Below are 23,993 nucleotides of genomic sequence, written 5' to 3' on the forward strand. Positions count from 1 at the left end.
CTCAGTCCGAGGCGGCCCCCGCCTCGGCGGCGCGCGCGTCGGCCGCGTCGGCGCCGGTGCGCGTCGTCATCGCCTTCGCCGGCCCGCCGCTGAGGATGAGGCGGGCGACGGCCGGCAGCGCGACGCGGAGGATCGCCGCGAGCGCGTAGGGCCGCGGGACGTAGCGCTCCGCGCGGCGCTTCAGCCCGGCGTCGACGATCGCCTGCGCGCCCTTCTCCGGCGTGGAGACGAGCCAGCGGGTCGCCGCGCTGGCGGTGAGCTCGGCCTGGGGGAAGCCCTCGGTCGAGATGAAGCCGGGCAGGACGACGCCGACGTGGACGCCGTGCGGCGCCTCCTCGAGGTGCAGGCCGTCGGACCAGGCGGCGAGGGCGGCCTTCGACGCGGAGTACGCCGCCGACCCGGCGCGGCTCACCCGCGCGGCGGTCGAGGACACGTTCACGATCGCGCTGGGGGCGCTCGCGCGCAGGAGCGGCAGCAGCGCCTCGGTCAGCCGGAGCACGGCGTCGAAGTTCACCGCCATCGTCCGCTGCACGTTGTCGAAGCCGCCGTCGAAGAACGTCGAGCGCCACGCCGCCCCGGCGTTGTTCACGAGCAGGTCGAGGCGGCCGCCGTGCTCCTCCATGAGGTGGAAGCGGATGGCGTCGGCGGCGCGCGGGTCCGTGAGGTCGGCGGCGACGTACGTCGCGCCGGGCAGTTCGGCGGCGAGGGCCTGCAGCCGCTCCTCGCGGCGGGCGACGAGGACGACGCGCGCCCCGTGCTGGGCGACGAGGAGCCGCGCGGTGGCCTCGCCCAGCCCGCTGGAGGCCCCGGTGACGACGGCGACGATGGGGGAGCTCATGAGCACAACGCTAACCCACGCGGCGAAACCCTAGGAATCGCCGGGGGGCTGCTGGTAGCGTTTCCTGCTGTACATCGCCCGGCGAGGGGCCTTGGCTGGCTGCCTCTCCGGACGCAACTGATTCTCGGAGGATTGCCAGACATGCCGACAGGCACCGTGAAGTGGTTCAGCGACGACAAGGGGTTCGGGTTCATCACGCCTGACGAAGGCTCCCGCGACCTCTTCGTCCACCACTCAGGGATCATCGCCGATGGCTACCGCTCGCTCGCCGAGGGCGCGCGCGTGTCGTACGAGGAGGAGCAGGGCGACAAGGGCCCGAAGGCCGTCGCCGTCACGAAGCTCTAGACGCCCGGGGTCACCCGGAGAAGTCCCGCACCACGGCCTCGGCGGGGAGTCCCGCCGGGCCGTCGGCAGCCGTGCCCCTCAGTGGTCGGCTACGACGCCGCCCTCGGGGGCGAGCGGGCGGCCCTCGGCGTGCCACTGGAGCAGGCCGCCGGACATCGACCACGCGTCGTAGCCGGCCTGGCGCAGCGCCTGGGCGGCCATGAACGAGCGCCCGCCCACGCGGCACTGGAAGACGATCGTGCGGTCCTTCGGCAGCTCGGCGGCCCGGGCGGACAGCTCCTGCAGGCCGATGTGGACCGAGCCCGGCAGGTGGCCCGCGTCGCGTTCGGCCGGCTCGCGGACGTCGACGACGAGCACGTCGCCGGCGGACAGCGCCTGCGCGGTCTGCTCGGGGGTGACCTCGAGGCCGTCCGACGGGGGAAAGGCGGGCGTCATGGCGACCATGGTAGGGGGTGGGGGTGCGGTCGCGGCGTGCTCACGGCCGGTAGCCGTGCGCGCGTTCGGCCCGGCCCGCGAGGAGGTCCTGCGCGACGATGTCGTGGGCCTGCGCCGCCCACTCGCAGAGCAGGCGCCGGGTGTCGCGCGGGTCGATGATGTGCTCGACGGAGAACTTCTCCGCGGTGCGGAACGGGGACATGACGGCCTGCAGCTCGGCCTCGATCTGCGCGCGCAGGGCGACCGGGTCCTCGGCGGCCTCGAGGTCCCGCCTGAACGCGGCCTCGAGGCCGCCGCTGATCGGCAGCGAGCCCCAGTTGCCGCTCGGCCAGGCGTACCGGAGGTTCAGGCGCGCGCCGTCCCCGTGCCCGGCCCCGGCGATGCCGTAGCACTTGCGGACGAGGATCGAGCACCACGGGACCTGCGCGTGGCGGACGGCGCACAGCGCGCGGGCGCCGCGGCGCATCGTCCCGGCGCGCTCGCTCGCGGTCCCGACGACGAAGCCGGGCTGGTCGACGAGGTTCACGACCGGGAGGTGGAACTGATCGCAGAGGTCGACGAAGTGCTCGAGCTTCTCGGCGGCCCCGGCGGTGAGGCCGCCGCCGTAGTGCAGCGGGTCGGAGGCGAGGACGCCGACCGGGCGCCCGTCGAGCCGGGCCAGCGCCGTGATCGTCGAGCGGCCATGGCGGGCGCCGAGCTCGAAGACCGAGCCGGTGTCGAAGACGAGCTCGAGGACGCGGCGCATCCGGTAGGTCTTGCGCTCGTCGCGGGGGACGATCGACAGCAGCTCCTCCTCGCGGCGGTCGGGCCGGTCCGTCGTCGCCGTGACCGGCGGCGCGGCGAAGACCGACGACGGCAGGTAGGAGAGGAAGCGGCGGATCTGCGCGAACGCGTCCTCCTCGGTCTTCGCGAGGTTGTCGACCGCGCCCGCCCGGGTCTGGGCCTTCGCCCCGCCGAGCTCCTCCTTGTCCGGCGTCTCGTGCATCGCCCAGGCGACGACGGGCGGGCCCGCGACGAAGAGCTGGGCGAGGCCGTCGACGATGACGCTGAAGTGGCTCATGACGACGCGGGCGGCGCCGAGCCCGGCGCAGGGCCCGAGCGCGGCGGTCGCCACCGGGACGCGCGAGAGGTTGTCGACGGCGAGGTCGACGCTCGGCAGCGGCGGGACGTAGCTGAAGCCCATCGACGTGAGCGTCTTCACGCTGCCGCCGCCGCCGGTCCCGTCGACGAGCCGGACGAGGGGTCTGCGCAGGTCGTGCGCGGCCCGCTCGGCCCAGACCATCTTCTGCCAGATCGCCGCGTCGGCGGCGCCGCCGCGAACCGTGAAGTCGTCGCCCTGGACGACGACGCCGCGGCCGTCGACCGTGCCCTGCCCGACGAGCATGTTCGCGGGCGTGAGGCTCTCGAGGGTGCCGTCGTCCGCGTAGGTGGCGACCCCCGCGAGCTCGCCGGTCTCCCGCCACGAGCCGGCGTCGAGGAGCACGTCGAGGCGCTCGCGGACGGTGAGGCGCCCGCTCGCGTGCTGACGGGCGACGCGCTCGGCCCCGCCCAATTCGTGGGCGAGCGCGCGGCGGCGCGCCAGCTCCTCCAGCTCCGGCTCCCAGGTCATGGGCGCAGGCTAGGGGGCTGCGATGATGGAGGCATGCACCGTCGTCTTCCCGTGGCCCTGACGCTGCTCGCGCTGGGCGGCCTGGCTGGGTGCGGGGGCGGGGGCTCGACGACCCTGACGATCGACGGCACGGCGGGCGGCGCGTCGTCCTCCACGCCGGGGGTGGCGCCGTCCCCGAAGGCCTTCGGGCTGCCGCCCGCGGTGCCGACGCGGGCCGGCGGGCAGGCGGCGGACGCGGTGAGCCGCCGGGTCATCACGAAGTGGCTCGGCGCGCTGAGCGACGGGCAGATCCAGCGGGCGGCCCGCTTCTTCGCGATGCCGTCGAAGGTGCAGAACGGGACGCAGGTGCTGACGCTGCGGTCGCCCGCCGACCGCGTCATCTTCAACGACGCGTTCCCCTGCGGCGCGAAGGCGACGCGGATGCGGCGCGCGGCCCACGGGTTCACGATCGTCGACTTCGTCCTCACCGAGCGGGTCGGGGGCAACTGCATGGGCGGGGCCGGGGGCCGGGCCCGCAGCGCGATCCGCGTCGCCGACGGGCACATCGCCGAGTGGTACCGGCTCGACACGGCGGCCGGCGGGGGCACGTCCCCGTCCCCGTCCCCGTCCCCGGCACCCTCGGTGCCGAGCACGCCCGGGACCGCGACGCAGATCGCCTGAGGGCGACCGGCGCGAGGAGCGCCTACGCGCCAATCTGCGGGTCGGTTTACGCGGTGATCCGAAGGTGGTCAAGCTCCAACATCGGCCCTGCGGTCGTCTGATCTCCGAGGATCTGGCGATCTCCTGTCGTCGCGGGACAGTTTTCGCCGCGGTTCCTGGCGCGGGCCGCCTGTCCGCGGGCGTGTGTGCGTGGATACGATGACCGCCATGGAGACCACCGCGCCCGATCTGTACTCGATCCCGCAGGACATGCTCGATTTCCGGGATCTGGTGCGCCAGATCGCGCAGGAGCAGATCGCGCCGCGCGCGGCGGACATCGATCGTGAGGCGGCGTACCCGCACGACATCCGCAAGCTCCTGGCCGAGCAGGACATCCTCGGGCTGCCCTTCTCGGAGGAGTACGGGGGGACCGGCACCGGGACCCTCATGCTGCAGATGGCCGTCGAGGAGATCGCGAAGGTCTGCGCGTCCTCGGCGCTCATCCTCATGATCCAGGAGCTCGGCTCGCTCCCGCTGACGCTGCACGCCAGCGACGAGCTGAAGGCCAAGTGGTTCCCGAAGCTCGCGTCCGGCGAGTGCTCGCCCGCCTTCGCGCTGTCGGAGCCCGAGGCGGGCTCGGACCCGGCGGCGATGCGCACGACGGCGGTGCGCGACGGCGACGAGTGGGTCATCAACGGGACGAAGAACTGGATCACGAACGCCGGGATCGCCGACTACTACGTCGTCTTCGCGAAGACCGACCGCGAGAAGAACCGCATCACGGCGTTCCTCGTCGAGGCCGACCGGCCCGGGTTCTCGATCGGCAACTACGAGCACAAGCTCGGCATCAAGGGCTCGCCGACGGGGTCCCCGGTGCTCGAGGACGTCCGCGTCCCCCACGAGAACATCATCGGCGTGGAGGGCAAGGGCCTGTCCGTCGCGCTCTCGACGCTCGAGCGCACGCGCCTCGGGGCGGCCGCGCAGGCGGTCGGCATCGCCCAGGGCGCGACCGACTACGCCAACCAGTACGCGAAGGAGCGCCTGGCGTTCGGCAAGCCGATCAATCAGCTGCAGGGTCTGCAGTTCAAGCTCGCCGACATGGAGACGGGGACCGCCGCCGCGCGTGAGCTCCTCTACAAGGCCTGCGCGATGTGCGACCGGCCCGAGCGCCCCGCCGACCTGCCGAAGTACACGTCGATGGCGAAGCTGTTCGCGTCCGACAACGCGATGAAGGTGACGCTCGAGGCGATCCAGATCCTCGGCGGCTACGGCTACGTCAACGACTACCCCGTCGAGCGCATGATGCGTGACGCGAAGATCACCCAGATCTACGAGGGCACGAACGAGATCCAGCGCGTCGTCATCGCCCGCCAGATGACGGCCTGACGGCCCCGGACCCAGCGGCTAGGCTGGGTCGTGTGCGCGGATCGGAGCAGCAACAGGTGCGGCGGACCGCGGTCGCCGCGGTCGTCGCGCTGAGCCTCGGGCTCAGCGCGATCGTCGTCCTGCAGGGGTGGTCCTCGAACGGCGCGATCAAGGCGCTCGAGACGATCGCGCTCGTCGTCGTGGCGGCGGCCGCCCTCGGTGGCGGCATGGTCGCCGTCGGGCTCCGCCTCGCCGGCTGGACCGAGCCGGAGAGCGAGGAGGAGTTCGAGCAGGTCGTCCGCCGCGCCGAGCACCTCGCCCGCGAGGGGACGTACGCCGAGCCGGACGAGACCGACTTCCTGGACCTCGACCCGTACGACGACGACGACTTCGAGGAGCTCGTCCGCGACGCCCTCGACGAGCTCCCGGACCTCCTGCGCCCGCTCGTCGAGAACCACAACGTCGCGGTCGTCATCTCCGACGGTGGCCGCCGCCGCAAGGCCTACGGCCTCTACCACGGCGACGGCGCCACCCGCGACGAGGTCCCCGACCGCATCGTCATCTACCGCGACACCCTCCGCCGCGACTTCGGCCACGACCCGGAGCTCCTCCGCGCCCAGGTCACCCAGACCGTCCGCCACGAGCTCGCCCACCACATCGGGTTCGACGAGCTCGGGGTGGAGGGGCTGGGGCTGTAGCGCCCGCCCGCCCGCCGGTGTCCGTCCGTCCGTGCCCGCCCGCGCCCGCCCGCCCGCGCCCGCCCACCCCCGCGCGACGCCGTCCATTTCCCCCGCCTCCACTCGGGGGAAACGGACGGCCTGACCGCGGAGACCGCGAGCCCGTCCATTCGACGCCGTCCATTTCCCCCGCCTCCACTCGGGAGAAACGGACGGCCTGACCGCGGACACCGCGAGCCCGTCCATTCGACGCCGTCCATTTCCCCCGCCTCCACTCGGGAGAAACGGACGGCCTGACCGCGGACACCGCGAGCCCGTCCATTTCTCCCGACCCTGATCGGGGGAAGTGGACGGGCTCAGACGCGGGGTGGGGGAGCGAGGCGCAGCAGCTCCTGCGGTTCGGCAAAGACGAGGTCGCTCGGGATGCGGTCGACCCGGAAGCCGGCCGCCACCCAGGTGGCGGTCTTCCGCGCGTCCTCCTCCTTGAACCGGTGCCATTGCGGCCCGTCGATCTCGATGATGTGACGGAGGTCGGGCCAGCAGAAGTCGGCTTCCTCGCCGGCGAATCGGGCGTTGACCTCGGGGATCGGCACGCCGGCGTCCTGCAGGACGACGAGCCCGAAGGCCTCGCCGTCCGACTTGCAGCGGTCGAACGGAAGGTCGATTCGCGCGAGCACCTCCGTGCGGAGGGCGGTGGCACCCAGGCGACGGCGGTGTCGATGAAGGGCGGACAGCAGCGCCGGTGCTGTCGTGAGCCCGAGCCGGAGCGCCTCTCGGAGCATCTTCGAGCGATCGTGCGCATGGAGGTGGGGCCAGAGGTCGACGAGGGTCCGTTCCGCGGTGGTCGTCGGGATGCCGTCCGCGACCGTCAGGTCAGGCCCGAGCGTCGTCGAGTAGGCGACGCGCAGGCGCCCGCTCCGGGTGGCACCCCGGTTGCCGGGACGGACGACGGTGACGAATCGTCCCGGGTCGGGTCGCATGCCGAGGAGCCCCGCGGCGCTCGCCACGTGCAGCGCCGTGTCGGGCGCGGTGAGTGTCGCGGCGCGCCAGATCTGACGTTGGGTGAGGGGTCCCCAGCCGGTGATGCAGACGCCGGGGAACACACGGCGCAGATCCCGCAGCGCCCAGTCGGCGCGGGCGCACTTGAGCGCGTCCTCCTCTGCGGCGAGTTGCCACCGCCCGACGAGACCGTCCTGCCGTGACGCCAGTTCCCTGATCGCGCTCTGCATATCTCTACTAGGCCCTGGCGGATTCACCTCGCCCCCCCGATCACCCAGGGCCCGTCCAGTTCCCCCGACCCCAATGGGGAGTAATGGACGGCCTCACTGCTCGTCGAGGCAGGCCGTCCAGTTCCCCCGACCCCACTGGGAAGTAATGGACGGCCTCACTGTTCGGCGAGGCAGGCCGTCCAGTTCCTCCGACCCCACTCGGGGGAAATGGACGGCGTCCCCGAGAGGGAGCTGGGGCGGCAGCGGGGGAGGCAGGGCGATGGTGGGGTCCGTAGCGATCCGCTACCCTGGAGGTGGGCCCCGTGGAGTGAGACCGCCGGGGTGCTGCGAGACACCGTCCCGGCAGGGACGTGGATCGGAAACCCGCCCGTGGAGTGAGACCGCCGGGCACCACCACATCCGAGAGGAACAACATGCCTGAAGCCGTGATCGTCGACGCGATCCGTACCCCGATCGGCCGCGCGTTCAAGGGCTCCATGGTGAGCCTGCGCCCCGACGAGACGCTCGCGTTCGTCGTCGACCAGCTCCTGGAGCGCAACCCCGGCGTCGATCCGACGACGGTCGAGGAGCTCATCGCCGGCTGCGGCGCCCAGCAGGGCCTGCAGGCGAACAACATCGCGCGCATCGCCGTGCTGCTGTCCGACAAGCTCACGCAGACCACCAACGGGTCGACCATCTCCCGCTACTGCGCGAGCGGCCTGGACGCGATCCGCATCGCCGCGAACAACGTCGTCGCCGGTCAGGGCGACGTCTACCTCGCGGGCGGCGTCGAGTTCGTCTCGCGCTACAACGCGCAGGCCGAGGCCGCGCACCCCGAGGACCAGAACGAGCACCTTCAGGGCAAGAACCCCGGCGAGCCCGACGCGTACATCGCGATGGGGATGACCGCCGAGAACGTCGCCGCGAAGTACGGCGTCACGCGCGAGCAGCAGGACGAGTTCGCCGTCAGCTCCCAGCAGCGCGCCGTCGCCGCCCAGGAGGCCGGGTTCTTCGACCGCGAGATCGTCCCCGTGACGCTCGCCGACGGCACGGTCGTCTCCAAGGACGACGGGCCGCGCGCCGGCACGACGCTCGAGAAGCTCTCGACGCTGAAGCCCGCCTTCAAGGAGGACGGCACGGTCACGGCCGGCAACGCCTGCCCGCTGAACGACGGCGCCGCCGCCTCGCTCGTCATGAGCGCGGACAAGGCGAAGGAGCTCGGCCTGAAGCCGCGCGCCCGCATCATCACCGCCGCCACCTGGGGCAACGAGCCCGAGTACATGGGCGTCGCGCCCATCGGGGCGATCAAGAAGGCCCTGCAGCGCGCCGGCATGAGCATCGGGGACGTCGACGTCTACGAGCTCAACGAGGCGTTCGCCGCGCAGGTCATCCCGATCGCCGACGAGATCGGCTTCGACTACGCGAAGCTCAACCCGCACGGCGGGGCGATCGCCCTCGGGCACCCGTTCGGCATGACCGGCGTCCGCATCATGACGACGCTCCTGAACGACCTCGAGACCCTCGACGGCACCATCGGCCTCGAGACGATGTGCGTCGCTCAGGGCCAGGGCGAGGCGATGATCATCGAGCGCCTGCGGTAGTCGCCCAGGGGGCGAGTACCGCCGGGGGATGGCCCAGGGGGCCATCCCCCAAGCCGACGCGCGCCCGGCGTTCGCCTCAGCCGATGGTCGCCACGAGCTCGTCGACCGCCGTGCGCAGGTGCTTCGCCGCGACGGCCAGCCCGGGCGTCAGGTCACGGTCGGCCATGAGGCCGAAACCGACGCCGCCGTCGTAGGAGATGACGCCGACGTTCAGGCCCTGGTTCGCCGGGTTCAACGGCACGCACGGGTACGCCTCCAGCATCCGCGAGCCGTTCATGTAGAACGTCGTCTGCGGCCCCGGCACGTTGCTCACAACGAGGTTGAACGCGCGCACGCCGCCCATCGCGCGGGCGAGCCCGGACGACACGAGCGGCGGCGCCCAGCCGCTCGCCGCGACCGCCAGCGCGCCCGCCCGGACGGCCGCCGAGTCCTTGATCTCCTGCATCGCCGCGTTCAGCAGCCGGATCCGCTCGGCGGGATCGGCCTCGTGGATCGGGAGGTCGACGAGCACCGTCGAGATGCGGTTCCCGCCCTCCTCGCCGGCCTTGCGCACCGACACCGGGATGAGCGCGACGGGGGACGAGGTCACCGTGACGCCCGCGTCCGCGAGGTAGCGCCGCAGCATCCCGGCGACGACGCAGAGGATCGCGTCGTTCACCGTCCCGCCGGCCGCCTTCGCCGCCGCCTTCACGTCGGCGAGCTGCGCCCGGTGCAGCGCGTAGCGCCGGTTCGGGCCGATCGGCTCGTTCAACGGGGTCATCGGCGCCGCCGGGCGGGAGCGCGCGAGCTCGGTCACGAGCTCGGTCGCCTTCAGGAGGTCACCGGCCATCTTCAGCGGCGCGCGCGGGTTCCGCGCCCGGTCCAGCGAGTCGAACACGAGCTTGCGCGCCTGCAGCGCCGGGGTGAACCCGAGCTTCGTCAGGTGCCGGCGGCGGTCGTACGCCCGCGGCTGCCACGGCTCGTCGGGCGGCGGGATGTCGAGCGGCTCGGGCGACGGGTCCAGCAGCACGGTCCCGATGTCGACCGCGGCCATGCCGTCGACGAGCGCGTGGTGCATCTTCGTGAGCAGCGCGACGCGTCCGCGCGGCAGACCCTCGACGACGGTGAGCTCCCACAGCGGGCGGGAGCGGTCGAGCCTGCGGGACATCTCGGCGCCGACGACGGCGGCGAGCTGCTCGGACGGCTTCGTCTCGCTCGCCGGCCCCGGCAGCGCGACGCGGCGCACGTGGTAGCCAAGGTCGAAGCCCTGATCGTCGACCCACACGGGGTTCAGCACCCCGGGGGCCGGCGCCTGCAGGCGCTGGCGGTACTTCGGGATGAGGTGCAGCCGCGAGGAGATCCGCTCGTGGAGCACCTCGTGCCGGAACGCCCGGCCGCCCTCGAAGACCATGACGCCCCCGATCGCCATGGTGATCGGGCCCTGCTCGGCGCTGAGGGAGGAGCGGTCGGACGCGCTGAGTTCCGTCGCCATCCCCGGCACCCTAACCGGCGCCGAGCCGCTCGGCTCGGCGGTCAGCGGTGGAATCGCCCGGGAGGACGCTCCGGCCCCGCGGGCCGCGACAGGCTGAGGGCGAAGCGCTCCTCCGGGTCGGTGAGCACCGCGACGAGGTCGAGACCGGCGGCGGCGAGGTCGGCCGCGAGCCGCTCCGGCGTGAACTTCGCGCTGATCTCGGTGCGGACCTCCTCGCGCGCCTCGAACGCGACCTCCATCCCGAGGCCGCGGATCGGCACGAGCATCCGCCGCTGCGCCCGCAGCCGCATCTCGATCCACTCGTGCTCGCGGTCGAAGAAGGCGACGTGGTCGAACGCCTCGGGGTCGAAGTCGGCGTCGAGCTCCCGGTTGACCACCCGCAGGACGTTGCGGTTGAACGCCGCGGTCACGCCGGCCGCGTCGTCGTACGCCGCCTCGAGGACGGCGGGGTCCTTCACGAGGTCGGTGCCGAGCAGCAGGTGGTCGTCGTCGCCGAGCAGCGAGCCCATCCCGCGCAGGAAGCCGCGCCGCGACCCGGGCGTGAAGTTGCCGATCGTCCCGCCGAGGAAGGCGACGATCCGCGGCTCGCCGTCGACCGGGTCCGGGACGTGCTCGAGGTGGCGCTCGAAGTCGCCGACGATCCCGTGGACCTCGACGTCGTCGTACTCGGACGCGATCGATGTCGCCACCTCGCGCACCATGTTCTCGGTGACGTCGAAGGGGACGTAGCGGCGCAGGGTTCCGGCGTCCCGCAGCGCGTCGAGGAGGACGCGGGTCTTCGCCGCCGTCCCCGACCCGAGCTCGACGAGCTCCGCCGCACCGGTGAGCCGGGCGATCTCGCCCGACTGCAGCTGCAGGATCGTCCGCTCGGCCCGCGTGGGGTAGTACTCGGGCTGGTCGCAGATCCGGTCGAAGAGGTCCGCGCCGGCGGCGTCGTAGAAGTGCTTCGGCGGCAGCTCCTTGAAGGGCCGCGTGAGCCCGTCGAGGACGTCCTCGGCGAGGCTGCTCGCCGCCTCCGCCTCCAGGTAGGACCGGACGGTCACGCGGTCGAGGGTGAGGATGGGCTCCATGAGGTCGCTTCAGCTCCTGCTCGGCGGCGGGGACGGGGTGGGGACGGCGTCGGCCGCGAGGCGGACACCGGAGAAGATCTGGCTGCGCTGGGGGAGGTCCCAGTTGCGGAACGTCGTCGTCGCGACGCGTGGGTCGGCGGCCCACGAGCCACCGCGCAGGACGCGGTAGCCGCGATCGAAGAAGACCTCGGAGTACTCGCGGTAGGGGTGGGCGCGGAAGCCGGGGTACGCGGAGAACTCGCTGCTCGTCCACTCCCACACCTGACCGACGCCTTCGAGCGGGTCGATGGGGGAGGACGGAGCCGGCCGGCGGGCGAGGGAGGCGGCCTTCTCCCACTCGGCTTCGGTGGGGAGGCGGGCGCCCACGGAGCGGGCGAAGGCCTCGGCCTCGAACCAGGAGACGTGGCAGACGGGCGTGCCGGAGGGCCCGTCTGCCCGCACGTGGTCCCCGTTGATGTCCTGGTCCTCCTTCCACGCCCAGCCCTCGTCCGACCACCACTCGCGGCGCACGTAGCCGCCGCCCTCGGTGAAGGTCAGCCAGGAGGCGCTGGTCACCGGGCGGCGTGCGATGCGGAACGCGGGGACCTCGACGTGGCGCACCGGGCGCTCGTTGTCGTAGGCGAAGACGCCGGCGGCGGCGCCCATCGGCAGCGGGCCCGCCGGGATCTCGAGCCACTCGGGCCCCGCCACGCCGGGGCCGGCGGCGGGACCGGCGACGTGCGGCGGCAGCAGCCCGGCGACCTCCATGGCCTGCAGCATCGTCTCGGTGTGCTGCAGCTCGTGCCGGAGGACCATCTCGTGCAGGACGGGGTCGACGCCGCGGGCGTCCATGACCGCGAGCGTGCGGGCCCGGACGTCGTCGAGGTACCGCAGCGCGTCCGCGTGGCCGAGGATCGCGAGGTCACCGCGGACGGCGCGCGGCGTCTCGAACGCGTCGTAGAGCGCCGCGAGTTCGCCGTGGAGCAGGTCGTGGCCCCCGTGCCGGTGCACGAGCCAGAGGTCCTCGTAGGCGGCGATGTGGCCGAGGTCCCAGACGAGCGGGCTGAGGATCGGGTCGATCTGGCGCTCGAGGTCCGCGGTCGAGAGGTGGGCGACGAGGCCGCGGGTCCGTGCGCGGACGGCCTCCAGGTCGGTGGCCATCACGTCGGCGGCGGATGGGCGGGGGGAGATGGCCATGGACCGTTTGGGTTGCCCTGCCCGGAGGCGCGGCGCGTCAATCATCGCGCGTCGGCCCGGTGCCGGTGTGACCGTTTCCGAAACGCGCCCTCGGTCAGGCCAGCGGCGCCATCTGCTCGTCCCGGATGACGTGCATGACGGCGTTGATGAGCGCGAGGTGGGTGAACGCCTGCGGGAAGTTCCCGAGGTGGCGCCCGGTGGCCGCGTCGAGCTCCTCCGCGTAGAGCTCCAGCGGCGAGCCGAGCGACAGCAGGCGCTCGCAGAGCTGGCGCCCGCGCTTGCGCTCGCCGATCTCCAGCAGCGCGCTGACGAGCCAGAAGGAGCAGATGAGGAACGAGCCTTCCTCGCCGCTCAGGCCGTCGTCGGTCTCGTCCACGCGGTAGCGCAGGACGAGGCCGTTGTCGGAGAGCTCGTCGGCGATCGCGATGACCGTGGCGCGCACGCGCGGGTCGTCGTGGGGGAGGAAGCGGACGAGCGGGATGAGGAGGTTCGAGGCGTCGAGCGCGTCGGTGTCGTAGTGCTGGACGAAGACGCCGCGGTCGTCGACGCCGCGCTCGCAGATCTCGTTGTGGATCTCGTTCGCGATCTCGCGCCACTCGTCGGCGAGCGCCATCTTGCCGCGGCGGGCCGCGAGGCGGGCGCCGCGGTCGAGCGCGACCCAGCACATGAGCTTGCTCGACGTGTAGTGCTTCGGCTCGCCGCGGGCCTCCCAGATGCCCTGGTCGGGCAGGTGCCACATCTCGACCGCGCGCCGGACCTGGTCCTCGATGACCGGCCACAGGCGCTGCGAGTTGTGCCCGTACTCCTTCGTGTGGAGGTAGAGCGAGTCGAGGACGGCGCCGTAGACGTCGTTCTGGCGCTGGTCGTACGCCCCGTTGCCGACCCGGACGGGGGACGCGCCCTCGTAGCCGGTGAGGTGCGACAGCTCGCGCTCGGCGAGCTCCCGCTCCCCGCCGATGCCGTACATGATCTGCAGCGAGCCGTCCTCGTTGCGGTCGGCGTCGGCGACGAACTGGATGAAGTCGTCGGCCTCCCAGTTGAGCCCGAGCGAGTTCAGCGCGCTGAGCGTGAACGTCGCGTCGCGCATCCAGGTGAAGCGGTAGTCCCAGTTGCGCTCGCCGCCCGGGGTCTCGGGGAGGGACGTCGTCGGCGCCGCCACCATCGCGCCGGTCGGCGCGTAGGTGAGGCCCTTCAGCACGAGGGCGCTGCGCTGCAGGTGCCCGCGCCAGCGGTGGTCGGGGAACTTGCCGTCGGCGAGCCACCCACGCCAGTACTCGGACGTCGTCTGCAGGGCGCGGAGCGCCTCGTCGGCGCTGCGCGGCCCGTCGAGCAGGCGCGACCACGACAGGGCGCAGTAGCGCGTCTCGCCGGTCTTCAGGCGGTGCCGCGCGCGGGCGACCGAGCCCTCGATCCCGACGCGCAGGTCGCTGATGAGGCGCAGGCGGGCGCCGTCCTCCCCTACGGCGTCGACGGACATCGGGTCGTCCTCGACGTGCTCCCAGCTCGCGGGGAGGCGGCCGTAGTCGAACATCGGCTCGCAGAGGAGCTCGATCTGCGCCTGGCCGTGGACGCACGTGATCGTCCGCACGAGGACGTGGTGGGACTCGTAGTCCGTCGGGGGCCGGGTGTGGGCGGTGGGCGTGTTCGTCGTCCGCTCGCGCCAGCGGCCGATGACGAGCGCGTCGCGGACGACGAGCCAGCCCGTCGGGGTCATCCACGTCGTCTCGAGGATGTTCGTGCCCGGCTCGTACCGGCGGCCGGCGGGGACGCCCATCGACGAGGGGCCGAGGCGGAAGCCGCCGGCGCTGCGGTCGAGGATCGCCGCGAAGACGCTCGGGGCGTCGAAGCGCGGCGGGCACAGCCACTCGACGGTGCCGTCCGGGGCGACGAGCGCGGCGGTGTGGCAGTCGCTCAGGAAGCCGTAGTCGGCGATCGGCGGGAACGGGGACTGCGTCGGCAGGCGCTCGACGAACGGCGTCGGGTCCGCCGTGAAGGTCTCCGACATGTACGGGTCCATCGCGCCGCGCCGGGGCGGATGCGTCCCCCACTCATCGTCGGGTGCGGGGTTCGGCGCGTCGGTATGGAGGTCCGTCATCTGCACACAGGATCGGGGTCGGAGGCCGGAAGGGCAAGCGTGGCGGGCGACGTTGCGTCGCGGCGGTCCAGGCGGTAGACCGTGCAGATGGATATCTGGTCGCGGTCGCCCGCCCTCCGCCGGTGCGCGCTCCTGGGCCTCCTCACCCCGGCGTTCGTGCCCGCGCTGACCGGATCGGCGGCCGCCGCGAGGCCGCGCGCGTCCCTCCGCGCCTTCTCCTCCTGCACCCAGCTCCTCGCCTACGCGCACGCCGGGGCCCTGCGGACCGGCGGCACGCCGGGGGTCGTCATGCGGGCGGGCGGGGACCTGCCGGCGATCGCACCGCCGGTCGCGGTGCCGCAGGCGAACGGAACGACCGGGACGGTGGCGCCGGTCGCCGCCGCCCCCGCGAGCGGCAACGCGAAGGCCGACACGACGACCGCCGACCCGTCCTTCTCGACGACGAACGACCAGGAGGCCGGCGTCGACGAGCCCGATCTCGTGAAGACCGACGGGCGCTACGTCTACGCGGTCACCGACCGGACGCTGCGGATCATCGACGTGCAGGGGGTCGTCCCGCGGGTCGTCGGCACGCTCGCGCTCGACGGCTACGGCCAGCAGCTCCTCCTGCGCAAGGACCGGCTGCTCGTGCTCGCCTCGGCGCGCGGCTTCGGATATCCGGGGCCCGGCCCCGTCCCGCTCGCGGCCTCCGCCATGGGGGCCGCGCCGCGCCAGGTCGCGTCGATCGCGCCCTACCCGTACCCCGGCTACGGTAGGGCGCTGCTCACCGAGGTCGACGTGAGCGACCGCACCGCCCCGAAGGTCGCGCGGGCCATGACGGTCGACGGCGACTACGTCGACGCGCGGCTCACCGGCGCGACCGCCCGCGTTGTCATCGGCTCCGCGCCGGACCCGATCGTCGCGACGGCCACCCGGAGCCTCCGCCAGGCGATCGCCGCGACGGGGACCTCGCGCTTCATCCCGCGGACGGTCCTGCGGAGCGCGATCAGCGGGCGGACCTTCCGCCGGCCGCTCGCGAGATGCGACGAGGTGCGGCGCCCGCGCGCGTTCTCCGGCACCGGGTTGCTGACGATCATGACCGTCGACCTCGACCGCGGCCTCTACTCCGTCGACCGCGACGGCGTGATGGCGGGCGCGCAGACGGTCTACGGCTCGCAGGGGAGCCTCTACGTCGCGAGCCGGAGGTACAGCCCGGCGGTGGAGGACGGCCGGAACGTCCCGCAGGGGACGGCGACGCAGATCGCCCGCTTCGACGCCTCACGGCCGGGCGTCACGACGTACCGCTCGAGCGGCGAGGTGCCGGGGTTCCTCCTGAACCAGTACGCGATGTCCGAGGAGGGCGGCTACCTGCGGGTGGCGAGCACCGAGGAGCCGCTGTGGTTCCCCGACGGCTCCGGGCCGGCGACCGACGGCTCGAGCCGGGTGACGGTGCTGGCGGAGCGGGACGGCGCGCTCGTCCCCCTCGGCCACGCCGGCGACCTCGGGCACGGCCAGCGGATCTACGCCGTCCGCTTCACCCCCGACGCGGCGTACGTCGTGACGTTCAAGCAGGTCGACCCGCTCTACGTCGTCGACCTCACGACGCCGTCCGCGCCGCGCGTGCGCGGGCAGCTCGAGCTCACCGGCTACTCCGCCTACCTGCACCCGATCGGCGACGGGCTCCTGCTCGGCGTCGGGCAGGAGGCGACGGCGGCCGGCCGGCTCGCGGGCTCCCAGGTGTCGCTCTTCGACGTCTCCGACCCCGAGCACCCCAGGCGGGTGGCGCAGAAGCGCTTCGGGCCGGGCAGCTCGGCGGTCGAGTCCGACCCGCACGCCTTCCTGTACTGGCCCGCGACGCGCCTTGCGGTGCTGCCGCTCACGACGTACGACGGCGCGGAGGGGTCGGGCACGAGCGCGGCCGTCGGGCTGCGCGTCACGGCGGCCGGCATCGCCGACGCCGGGCAGGTCACGCACCCGGTGGACGGGGGGCAGGCGCCGATCGACCGCTCCCTCGTCGTGGGCGACCACCTCTACACGCTCTCCTACGCGGGGCTCGGGCGCAGCGCGCTCGACACGCTCGCGCCCGCGGGCTTCGCCGCCTTCCCGCGGCCCCAGCCCCAGCCGCAGCCGCAGCCGCAGCCGTCGCCGGGCCCGGTCGGCCCGCCGCAGCCCGTGCGCTGACCGTCAGCGCCAGTGCCAGGCGTCCTGCACTGTCGACCGCGCGCGGTCGGCCGCGGCCCGCCGTGAGGTGTCGGCGATCGTCTCGACGACGACCGAGTACGCGCCGTGGCGGGCGACGAGGTCGCGCTGGCGGATCCGGCGGCCGGCGTACGTGTAGGTGTAGGTCCCGTAGACGGTCCGCTCGCCGTCGAGGATGCCGTGCCCGCCCGCCACCGGCGTGATCCTCGTCGCGCCGCGCGGGATGCCGATGAGCTTCGGCGCGAGCGTGTCCGCCGTCTGCCGGCCGGGGTGCGCGAAGCCGGACTTCCGGATGCTCGCCTCGTAGATCGTCGTCGCGATGGCGCCCTTGACGGGGACGCCGAGCGCGTCGACCTTGCCGTGCGACGCCTGCTGGTAGCTCTTCAGCGACTTCGGGCCGGCGACGACCGCCGTCGTCCAGCCCGCCGGGGCGACCGTCGCGAAGACGCGGCCCCGCACCGTCTGAGGGGCGTCGCCGGTGGCGGCCACCGCCACGCCGGTCCCGCCCGCCATCACGCTCGCGGCCACCGCCGCCGCCCGCCTCGCACGTCCGCTCATCCCGCGGGCGAGGCTAACAGTCAGTTCAGGAGCGTGGGGCGCGCGAACGACGCCGCGCCCGGGATGATCGGCGCGGAAGTCGACGGTCGAGCGCAGGTTGTCGTCCGCGTCGAGCGTCGCGAGGCGCCGTCAGGCCCCCCAGCGGCGGATCGCGCGGACGCCCCGCTCCTGCCCGAGCACGCAGATCCCACCCGTGTCGAGCACGAGGTTCGCCCCGTGCTGCGGCGCGAGGCCCATCCAGCGGGCGCCGAGCACCCGCAGCAGGTGGCCGTGGGCGACGACGAGGACATCGCCGTCGGCGGCGCAGGCGGCGGCGATGACGCGGTCCACCCGGGCTCCGACGTCCACCGCCTGCTCGCCCCCCGGGCAGCCGTCGCGCCAGAGGAACCAGTCGGGGCGGGTCTCGCGGATGCCGGGGGTCGTGACGCCCTCGTAGTCCCCGTAGTCCCACTCGAGGAGGTCGGGGTCGAGGGTCGCGTGGGGGCCGAGGAGCTCGATCCCGGCGAGGGCGGCGGTCTCCTGGGCCCGGCCGAGCGGCGAGCAGCGGACGGCGGCGAACCGCTCGGCGGCCAGCCGCGGGCGCAGCGCGCGGGCGGCGGCGCGGCCGACGTCGGTGAGCGGGATGTCGGTGCGCCCGGTGTGCCGGCCGACCTTCGACCACGCGGTCTCGGCGTGGCGCACGAGCCAGACCTCGCCGCGGGGGAGCGGTTGGTCGCGGGGCGGGTCGGTCACGCGTCCTCGCCGCCGAGGGCCGCCGCGTCGGCGAGGACGGTCAGGCGGTCACGCGCCAGGAGCGAGGACGGCGTGCCGTCGTCGGGGCCGGCGAGGACGCGGGCCAGCGCCTGTGCCTTGCCCGCCCCGGTGACGAGGAGGACGAGGCGGGCGCCGGCGTTCAGCGCACCGAGCGTGAGGGTCAGGCGCTCGGGCGGCGGCTTCGGCGAGTCGGTGATGCCCGCGGTCAGGCCGCCGACGTACAGGAGCGGGTGGTGGGGGAAGAGCGACGCCGTGTGCCCGTCGGGGCCCATGCCGTTCAGGACGAGGTCGAAGGCGAGCCCGGGCGGCCCGTCGCGCTCGAGCTCGGTCGCGTAGGCATCGGCGCCGGCGAGCGGGCCGAGCGCCCCGGGCATCGGGTGCCACGTCGCCGCCGCGGCCCGCAGGACGCCCGAGACCGCGCCGTGGTTCGAGTCGGGGTGGTCGAAGGGGACGCAGCGCTCGTCGCCGTACCAGAGGTGCACGCCGTCCCAGGGCAGGTCCATCGCGTCGAGCAGCGCGTACGCCGCGATCGGCGTCGTCCCGCCCGCGAGGACGAGGTGCCGCGCGCCGCCGCGGACCGCGTCCGCCACGAGGTCGGCGGCCGCACGCGCGCAGGCGTCCGCGTCCGCGGTCCGGACGATCTCGAGGGCCTCGTCACCCGCCCCGCTCATGACTCCTCCCGGCGCGCGTCGAGCGGCTGGTTCTCGAGCATGATCGCCTCGTCCGCCCGGATGACGTGCATGACGGCGTTGATGAGCGCGAGGTGGGTGAACGCCTGGGGGAAGTTCCCGAGATGGCGCCCCGAGCGCGAGTCGATCTCCTCCGCGTAGAGGAGCAGCGGCGACGCGTAGGAGAGCATCCGCTCGCACAGCTCCCGCGCGGCCGTCGTGTCGCCGATCTCGGCGAGCGCCGACACGAGCCAGAACGAGCAGATGGCGAACGTCCCCTCCTCGCCGCTGAGCCCGTCGTCGGTCGTCGCCGTCCGGTAGCGCAGGACCATCCCGTGCTCGGTGAGCTCCTCGGCGATCGCGTTGACCGTCGCGACGAGGCGCTCGTCGTCGGCCGGGAGGAACCGCACGAGGGGGATGAGCAGCGCGGAGGCGTCGAGCTCCGTGGTCCCGTAGTGCTGGACGAAGACGCCGCGCTCGTCGACGCCGTGCTCGAGGACGTCCTCCCTGATCTCGTCGGCGACGGCCTGCCACTTCTCGGCCTGCTCCTCGTCCTCGCGCAGCCGCGCCAGGCGCGCGCCGCGGTCGCAGGCGACCCAGCACATGACCTTCGAGGAGACGAAGTGCTGCGGCTCCCCGCGGACCTCCCAGATGCCGCGGTCCGGCTCGCGCCAGTGCTCGACGGCGCACTCGACCTGCCGCGAGAGGATCGGCCACATCGACTCGGGCAGCTGGTCGCGGGACTTCGTGTGGAGGTAGACCGAGTCCAGGTAGGCGCCCCAGACGTCGTGCTGCTTCTGGTTGAAGGCGCCGTTGCCGATGCGCACGGGCCTCGCGCCGTCGTAGCCGCCGAGATGATCGAGCTCGTACTCCTCGAGCGAGCGCTCGCCGCCGATCCCGTACATGACCTGCAGCTCGTCGGCCCCGGAGGCGACGTCGGCGATGAAGGCGAAGAAGTCGCCCGCCTCCCAGTCGAAGCCGAGCGTGTAGAGCCCCCAGAGCATGAACGTCGAGTCGCGGATCCACGAGTAGCGGTAGTCCCAGTTGCGCTCGCCGCGCGGCGTCTCGGGGAGCGACGTCGTCGACGCCGCGATCATCGCGCCGGTCGGGACGTACGTCAGGCCCTTGAGCGTCAGCGCGCTGCGCTGCAGGTACGTCCGCCACGGATGGTCGGGGAACTGGCCACGGGAGAGCCACTCGTGCCAGTAATCGGCGGTGCGCACGAGGCCCTCGTAGGCCTCCTCGTACGTCGTCGGCGGCCCGTGCTCGTTCCAGGAGAGGGCGACGAACGCGGTCTCGCCGTCGTGCATCGTCGAGCGGGCGCGGGCCCGGCCGCCCTCCAGGCCCAGACGCAGGTCGGTCGTGAGCGTCAGCGGCTGGTGGAGCTCACGGCCGGACACGGGGGACGCGACGGCCTGCCCGTAGCCGTCGGTCGTGTACTCCCAGCTCACGCGATCGTGGCCGTAGGCGGGCCGCGGCTCGCAGTCGAGCGTCATCTCGACGGTGCCGTTGACGCAGCGGATCGTGCGCAGCAGGACGTGCTCGGCGTCGTGGTCGGTCGGGGCACGGCGGTGGGTGTGCGACCGCTCGCGGTCGTGGCGCCACGGCCCGATGAGCAGGACGTCGCGGACGATGACCCAGCCGGTGCGGGTCCCCCACGTCGTCTCCAGCACCATCGTGCCGGGGAGGTACCGGCGGCCGGCGGGCACCCTCGTGGTCGTCGGCGCGACCTTGAACGAGCCGGCGTCGCGGTCGAGGATCGAGCCGAAGACCGACGGCGCGTCCATCCGCGGAAGGCACATCCACTCGATGTTGCCGCTCGGGGCGACGAGCGCCGTGACCTCCCCGTCGCTCAGGAACGCGTAGTCGGCGATCGGCGGGAACGCACTGCCACCCTGCGTGAGATCCCCGGCGACGTGTCGCATGGGGAGGAGCCTAGTGGCTCACCCCTCCAGCGCCTCGGAGGTCTCGAGCCAGTCGGACTCGAGCTGCGCGCGCCGGTCGACGAGCTCCGCGAGCTCGGCCTGCAGGCGGCGCAGCCCGCCGTGGTCGGTCGCCGCGGCGGCCATCTCCTCGTGGAGCGCGGCCTCGCGGGCCTCGAGCTTCCCGAGCGCGCGTTCGAGCTTCGCGAGCTCCTTGCGGGCCGCGCGCTGCTCGCCGCCGCTCAGCCCCGACGCGTCCGGCGCCGCGGCCGCGCCGCCGGACGCCGCCCCCTTGCCCGCCGCCGCCGGCGCCGGCGAGCCCGCCGCCCGCCGCAGCTCGACGTACTGCTCGATGCCGCCGGGCAGGTGGCGCAGCCCGCCGTCGCCCATGAGCGCGTGGACGTCGTCGCAGACCCGCTCGACGAAGTACCGGTCGTGGCTCACGACGACGAGCGTGCCCGGCCACTGGTCGAGAAGGTCCTCGAGCGCCGTGAGCGTGTCGATGTCCAGGTCGTTCGTCGGCTCGTCGAGGATGAGGACGTTCGGGCCGTCCATGAGCAGCCGCATGAGCTGCAGGCGTCGCCGCTCGCCGCCGGAGAGGTCCTTCACGAGCGTGCGGGCGCGCTCGCCGCGGAAGCCGAACCGGTCGCAGAGCATCCCGGCGGTGAGCTGCTGCCCGTCGCTCGTCGTCGCGACGCCGCGCACCTCCTCGAGCGACTCGAGCACGCGCAGGTGCCCGGGGATCTCCTCGGTGTTCTGCGAGAGGTGCGCGAGGCGGACGGTCGCGCCGCGCTCGACGTGCCCGCCGGTCGGCTCGAGCTCGCCGCCGAGGACCTTGACGAGCGTGGTCTTGCCGGCGCCGTTCACGCCGACGAGCCCGACGCGGTCGCCGGGGCCCAGGCGCCAGGTGACCGACCGCAGGACGGGCTTGCCGTCGAAGGTCACGGAGACGCCCTCGGCCTCGAGGACCTTGTTGCCGAGCCGGCTGCCGGCGAAGCGCAGCAGCTCGGCGCGGTCGCGGGCCTCGGGCTCGTCGGCGATGAGCGCGTTCGCCGCCTCGATGCGGAACTTCGGCTTCGACGTCCGGGCCGGCGGCCCGCGCCGCAGCCACGCGAGCTCCTTGCGGACGAGCTGCTGACGGCGGTCCTCGCGGGCGGAGGCCTGCCGGTCGCGCTCGGCCCGCGCGAGGACGTAGGCCGCGTAGCCGCCCTCGTACTGGTGGATCGTCCCGTCCGACACCTCCCAGGTGAACGTGCAGACGGCGTCGAGGAACCACCGGTCGTGGGTGACGACGAGCATCGCGCCGCGGCGCGCGGCGAGGTGGCGGGCGAGCCAGTCGACGCCCTCGACGTCGAGGTGGTTCGTCGGCTCGTCGAGGAGCAGGAGCTCGGGGCCGTCGAGCAGCAGCCGGGCGAGGTCGATCCGCCGCCGCTCGCCGCCGGAGAGGCCGGCGATCGGCGTGTCCATCCCCTGGGGGAAGCGGCTGACGTCCACGCCCCCGAGGAGGCCGTCGAGGACGTCGCGGAAGCGCCGGTCGGCCGCCCACTCGTGGTCGGCGAGGCCGTGGACGAGCTCGGCCCGCACGGTCTTGTCCGGGTCGAGCGTGTCGGTCTGCCCGAGGAGGCGCAGCCCGACGTCGCCCGCCCGGGTGATCTGGCCGCGGTCGGGGTCCTCGAGGCCGGCGATGAGCCGCAGCAGCGTCGACTTCCCGTCCCCGTTGCGGCCGACGATGCCGATGCGGTCCCCGGCGGCGACGCCGAGCGTGATCTCGTCGAGGACCGTCCGGCTGCCGTAGCCCTTGCTGACCGACTTCAGGTTGACGAGGTTGCGGGGAGGCGGCGCCATGCGGACGCCATGGTCGCAGCCCCGGGGCCGCGCCGCCGCCCGGCGGGGGCGTGCGCCTCAGGCGACGACCTCCGCGACCGGCGGGGCGTCGGCCGGATCGACCGCGGGCGGGAGGGGGCCGCCGTGGCGGGCCGCGCGCTCGGCCCGGAGCAGCACGACGCACGGGAGGATCGCGGCGGCGGCGAGGCCGGCGGACACCCAGAAGGCCGTGCCGTAGGCCGACGCCGCCTCGGCCGGCGTGCGCGCGCCGGTGAGCGCGCGCTGCAGCACGACGGCGAGCACGGCGGTGCCGATCGAGCCGCCGATCCGCTGCAGGACGTTGAGCTGGGGCGTGGCGTGGGGGAGGTCGGCGTGGTCGAGCGAGGCGAACGCCGCGGCCATCGCGGGCATGAAGGCGAACGCCATCCCGATGCCGCGCAGGAACATCGTCACCGAGAGCCCGAGCATCGACGTGTCCGGCCCGATGAGCCCGAACGGGATCGTCGCCACCGCGGTCACCGTCACGCCGAAGAGCGCGAGCGGCCCGCCGCCGTAGCGGTCGGTGAGCCGGCCGGACAGCGGCATGAACAGCGCCATCCCCAGGCCCTGGGGGGCCGTGAGCAGGCCGGTGTGCATCGCGCTCTCGCCGCGCACCCCCTGCCAGTACAGGGGCAGCAGGATCATGCCGCCCATGAGCGCGGCGCCGAGCGAGAACATCGCGAACGACGCCGCCGCGAACGTCGGGCGCCGGTAGAGCCGCACGTCGAGCAGCGGGAAGCGCGTCGCGAGCGCGTGCCGGACGAACAGGACGACGAGCACGGCCCCGACGACCGCCGGCACGATGACCTTCGCCGCCGTGAAGCCGCCGGTCTCGCCGACCTCGGCGAGGCCGTAGGTCACGAGCGGGACCCCGGTCGAGAGCAGCACGAGGCCGCGCACGTCGAGCGGGTCGACCGCGGCGCGCACGCTCCGCGGCAGCACGCGCAGCGCCGCGACGACCGCGACGATCCCGAAGGGGACGTTGACGAAGAAGATCCAGCGCCAGCTCAGGTGGTCCACGATCGCGCCGCCGATCGTCGGGCCGAAGATCGGCGCGAGCATCATCGGAACGCCGACGATGCTCATGACGCGGCCCATCCGCTGGGGCCCGGCCGCCTGGGCCATCATGAGCTGGCCGATCGGCAGCAGCATGCCGCCGGCCGCGCCCTGCAGCACCCGGAAGACGACGAGGCTGCCGGTCGACCACGCGAGCCCGCAGAGCGCCGAGCTCGACGTGAAGAGGACGAGCGTCGCGAGGTAGACCTGCTTGGCGCCGAGGCGGCGCGCCGTCCAGCCGGTGAGCGGGATGACCGCGGCGAGCGCGAGCATGTAGCCCGTCACGACCCACTGGATGCTCGCGACGTTCGCGTGGAGGTCGCGGCTGAGCGTCCGCAGGGCGACGTTGACGATCGTGGTGTCGAGGATCGACATGATCGACCCCAGGACCACGACGAAGCTGATGCGCCAGATCTCCGGGTCGAGCCCGTCCGGCGACGACGAAGCGAGGCGGCGCCTGATCATC

At 73.6% G+C, this 23,993-nt stretch carries 20 protein-coding genes; 6 read left to right on the forward strand and 14 right to left on the reverse strand.

Translation table 11 applies throughout. The annotated features are described in order from the left end of the window. Window position 1: 1 nt before the first annotated feature. Window positions 2-838 (reverse strand): SDR family NAD(P)-dependent oxidoreductase, encoded by an 837-nt coding sequence (locus tag NBH00_RS09370; protein ID WP_254573072.1) that lies wholly within the window; start codon window positions 836-838, stop codon window positions 2-4. A 141-nt stretch (window positions 839-979) separates the two neighbouring features. Here NBH00_RS09370 and NBH00_RS09375 point away from each other — a divergent pair, with 141 nt between their 5' ends. Then, complete coding sequence (locus NBH00_RS09375) at window positions 980-1,183, forward strand: cold-shock protein (protein ID WP_254573073.1); 204 nt, start codon at window positions 980-982, stop codon at window positions 1,181-1,183. Between the two features lie 78 nt (window positions 1,184-1,261). Here the strand turns inward: NBH00_RS09375 and NBH00_RS09380 are convergent, their stop codons facing one another. Then, entirely contained in the window at window positions 1,262-1,618 is a 357-nt protein-coding gene (locus NBH00_RS09380) for a rhodanese-like domain-containing protein (protein WP_254573074.1), read from the reverse strand. Window positions 1,619-1,658: 40 nt separating this feature from the next. Beyond that, window positions 1,659-3,227, reverse strand: a complete 1,569-nt coding sequence (locus tag NBH00_RS09385; RefSeq protein WP_254573075.1) for an acyl-CoA carboxylase subunit beta — start codon at window positions 3,225-3,227, stop codon at window positions 1,659-1,661. A gap of 33 nt (window positions 3,228-3,260) precedes the next feature. Here NBH00_RS09385 and NBH00_RS09390 point away from each other — a divergent pair, with 33 nt between their 5' ends. The 3 genes from NBH00_RS09390 to NBH00_RS09400 all read left to right on the forward strand — a co-directional run bounded on the left by NBH00_RS09390 (window position 3,261) and on the right by NBH00_RS09400 (window position 5,929). Beyond that, window positions 3,261-3,887, forward strand: a complete 627-nt coding sequence (locus tag NBH00_RS09390) for a hypothetical protein (RefSeq protein ID WP_254573076.1) — start codon at window positions 3,261-3,263, stop codon at window positions 3,885-3,887. Window positions 3,888-4,094: 207 nt separating this feature from the next. Further along, the gene (locus NBH00_RS09395; protein ID WP_254573077.1) at window positions 4,095-5,252 is read left to right on the forward strand and encodes an acyl-CoA dehydrogenase family protein; all 1,158 of its coding nucleotides are present in this window, start codon (window positions 4,095-4,097) and stop codon (window positions 5,250-5,252) included. A 32-nt stretch (window positions 5,253-5,284) separates the two neighbouring features. Next, complete coding sequence (locus NBH00_RS09400) at window positions 5,285-5,929, forward strand: metallopeptidase family protein (protein WP_254573078.1); 645 nt, start codon at window positions 5,285-5,287, stop codon at window positions 5,927-5,929. Between the two features lie 335 nt (window positions 5,930-6,264). Here the strand turns inward: NBH00_RS09400 and NBH00_RS09405 are convergent, their stop codons facing one another. Next, window positions 6,265-7,137 (reverse strand): DUF559 domain-containing protein, encoded by an 873-nt coding sequence (locus NBH00_RS09405; RefSeq protein WP_254573079.1) that lies wholly within the window; start codon window positions 7,135-7,137, stop codon window positions 6,265-6,267. 413 nt (window positions 7,138-7,550) lie between these two features. Between NBH00_RS09405 and NBH00_RS09410 the strand changes: the two genes are divergently transcribed. Next, the gene (locus NBH00_RS09410) at window positions 7,551-8,717 is read left to right on the forward strand and encodes an acetyl-CoA C-acyltransferase (RefSeq protein WP_254573080.1); all 1,167 of its coding nucleotides are present in this window, start codon (window positions 7,551-7,553) and stop codon (window positions 8,715-8,717) included. A gap of 76 nt (window positions 8,718-8,793) precedes the next feature. Here the strand turns inward: NBH00_RS09410 and NBH00_RS09415 are convergent, their stop codons facing one another. From NBH00_RS09415 to NBH00_RS09430, 4 genes are all read right to left on the reverse strand, one after another. Beyond that, on the reverse strand, window positions 8,794-10,188 hold the full coding sequence (locus tag NBH00_RS09415) for a wax ester/triacylglycerol synthase family O-acyltransferase (protein ID WP_254573081.1): 1,395 nt from the start codon (window positions 10,186-10,188) through the stop codon (window positions 8,794-8,796). Window positions 10,189-10,229: 41 nt separating this feature from the next. Continuing rightward, the gene (gene egtD, locus NBH00_RS09420; protein ID WP_254573082.1) at window positions 10,230-11,258 is read right to left on the reverse strand and encodes an L-histidine N(alpha)-methyltransferase; all 1,029 of its coding nucleotides are present in this window, start codon (window positions 11,256-11,258) and stop codon (window positions 10,230-10,232) included. 9 nt (window positions 11,259-11,267) lie between these two features. Next, window positions 11,268-12,434, reverse strand: coding sequence for an SUMF1/EgtB/PvdO family nonheme iron enzyme (locus NBH00_RS09425; RefSeq protein WP_254573083.1), 1,167 nt, complete (start codon window positions 12,432-12,434; stop codon window positions 11,268-11,270). Window positions 12,435-12,528: 94 nt separating this feature from the next. Next, a complete protein-coding gene (locus NBH00_RS09430) occupies window positions 12,529-14,529 on the reverse strand; it encodes a glycoside hydrolase family 15 protein (protein WP_254573084.1) in 2,001 nt (666 codons plus the stop codon). A gap of 87 nt (window positions 14,530-14,616) precedes the next feature. Here NBH00_RS09430 and NBH00_RS09435 point away from each other — a divergent pair, with 87 nt between their 5' ends. Then, window positions 14,617-16,689 (forward strand): beta-propeller domain-containing protein, encoded by a 2,073-nt coding sequence (locus NBH00_RS09435; protein WP_254573085.1) that lies wholly within the window; start codon window positions 14,617-14,619, stop codon window positions 16,687-16,689. A 3-nt stretch (window positions 16,690-16,692) separates the two neighbouring features. Here NBH00_RS09435 and NBH00_RS09440 read toward each other — a convergent pair whose 3' ends face one another. The 6 genes from NBH00_RS09440 to NBH00_RS09465 all read right to left on the reverse strand — a co-directional run bounded on the left by NBH00_RS09440 (window position 16,693) and on the right by NBH00_RS09465 (window position 23,992). Then, window positions 16,693-17,265 (reverse strand): hypothetical protein, encoded by a 573-nt coding sequence (locus NBH00_RS09440; RefSeq protein ID WP_254573086.1) that lies wholly within the window; start codon window positions 17,263-17,265, stop codon window positions 16,693-16,695. Window positions 17,266-17,394: 129 nt separating this feature from the next. Then, entirely contained in the window at window positions 17,395-17,997 is a 603-nt protein-coding gene (locus tag NBH00_RS09445; RefSeq protein ID WP_254573087.1) for a histidine phosphatase family protein, read from the reverse strand. Continuing rightward, window positions 17,994-18,689, reverse strand: coding sequence for a 6-phosphogluconolactonase (gene pgl / locus NBH00_RS09450; protein ID WP_254573088.1), 696 nt, complete (start codon window positions 18,687-18,689; stop codon window positions 17,994-17,996). Before pgl ends, NBH00_RS09445 begins: the two co-directional genes overlap by 4 nt. After that, on the reverse strand, window positions 18,686-20,611 hold the full coding sequence (locus tag NBH00_RS09455) for a glycoside hydrolase family 15 protein (RefSeq protein WP_254573089.1): 1,926 nt from the start codon (window positions 20,609-20,611) through the stop codon (window positions 18,686-18,688). The genes pgl and NBH00_RS09455 overlap by 4 nt, the downstream gene beginning before the upstream one ends. Before the next feature lie 18 nt (window positions 20,612-20,629). Continuing rightward, the gene (locus tag NBH00_RS09460; protein ID WP_254573090.1) at window positions 20,630-22,453 is read right to left on the reverse strand and encodes an ABC-F family ATP-binding cassette domain-containing protein; all 1,824 of its coding nucleotides are present in this window, start codon (window positions 22,451-22,453) and stop codon (window positions 20,630-20,632) included. 57 nt (window positions 22,454-22,510) lie between these two features. Then, entirely contained in the window at window positions 22,511-23,992 is a 1,482-nt protein-coding gene (locus NBH00_RS09465) for an MDR family MFS transporter (RefSeq protein WP_254573091.1), read from the reverse strand. Between the last annotated feature and the right edge of the window lies 1 nt (window position 23,993).

This window comes from Paraconexibacter antarcticus (assembly GCF_024220175.1).
Classification (GTDB): domain Bacteria; phylum Actinomycetota; class Thermoleophilia; order Solirubrobacterales; family Solirubrobacteraceae; genus Paraconexibacter; species Paraconexibacter antarcticus.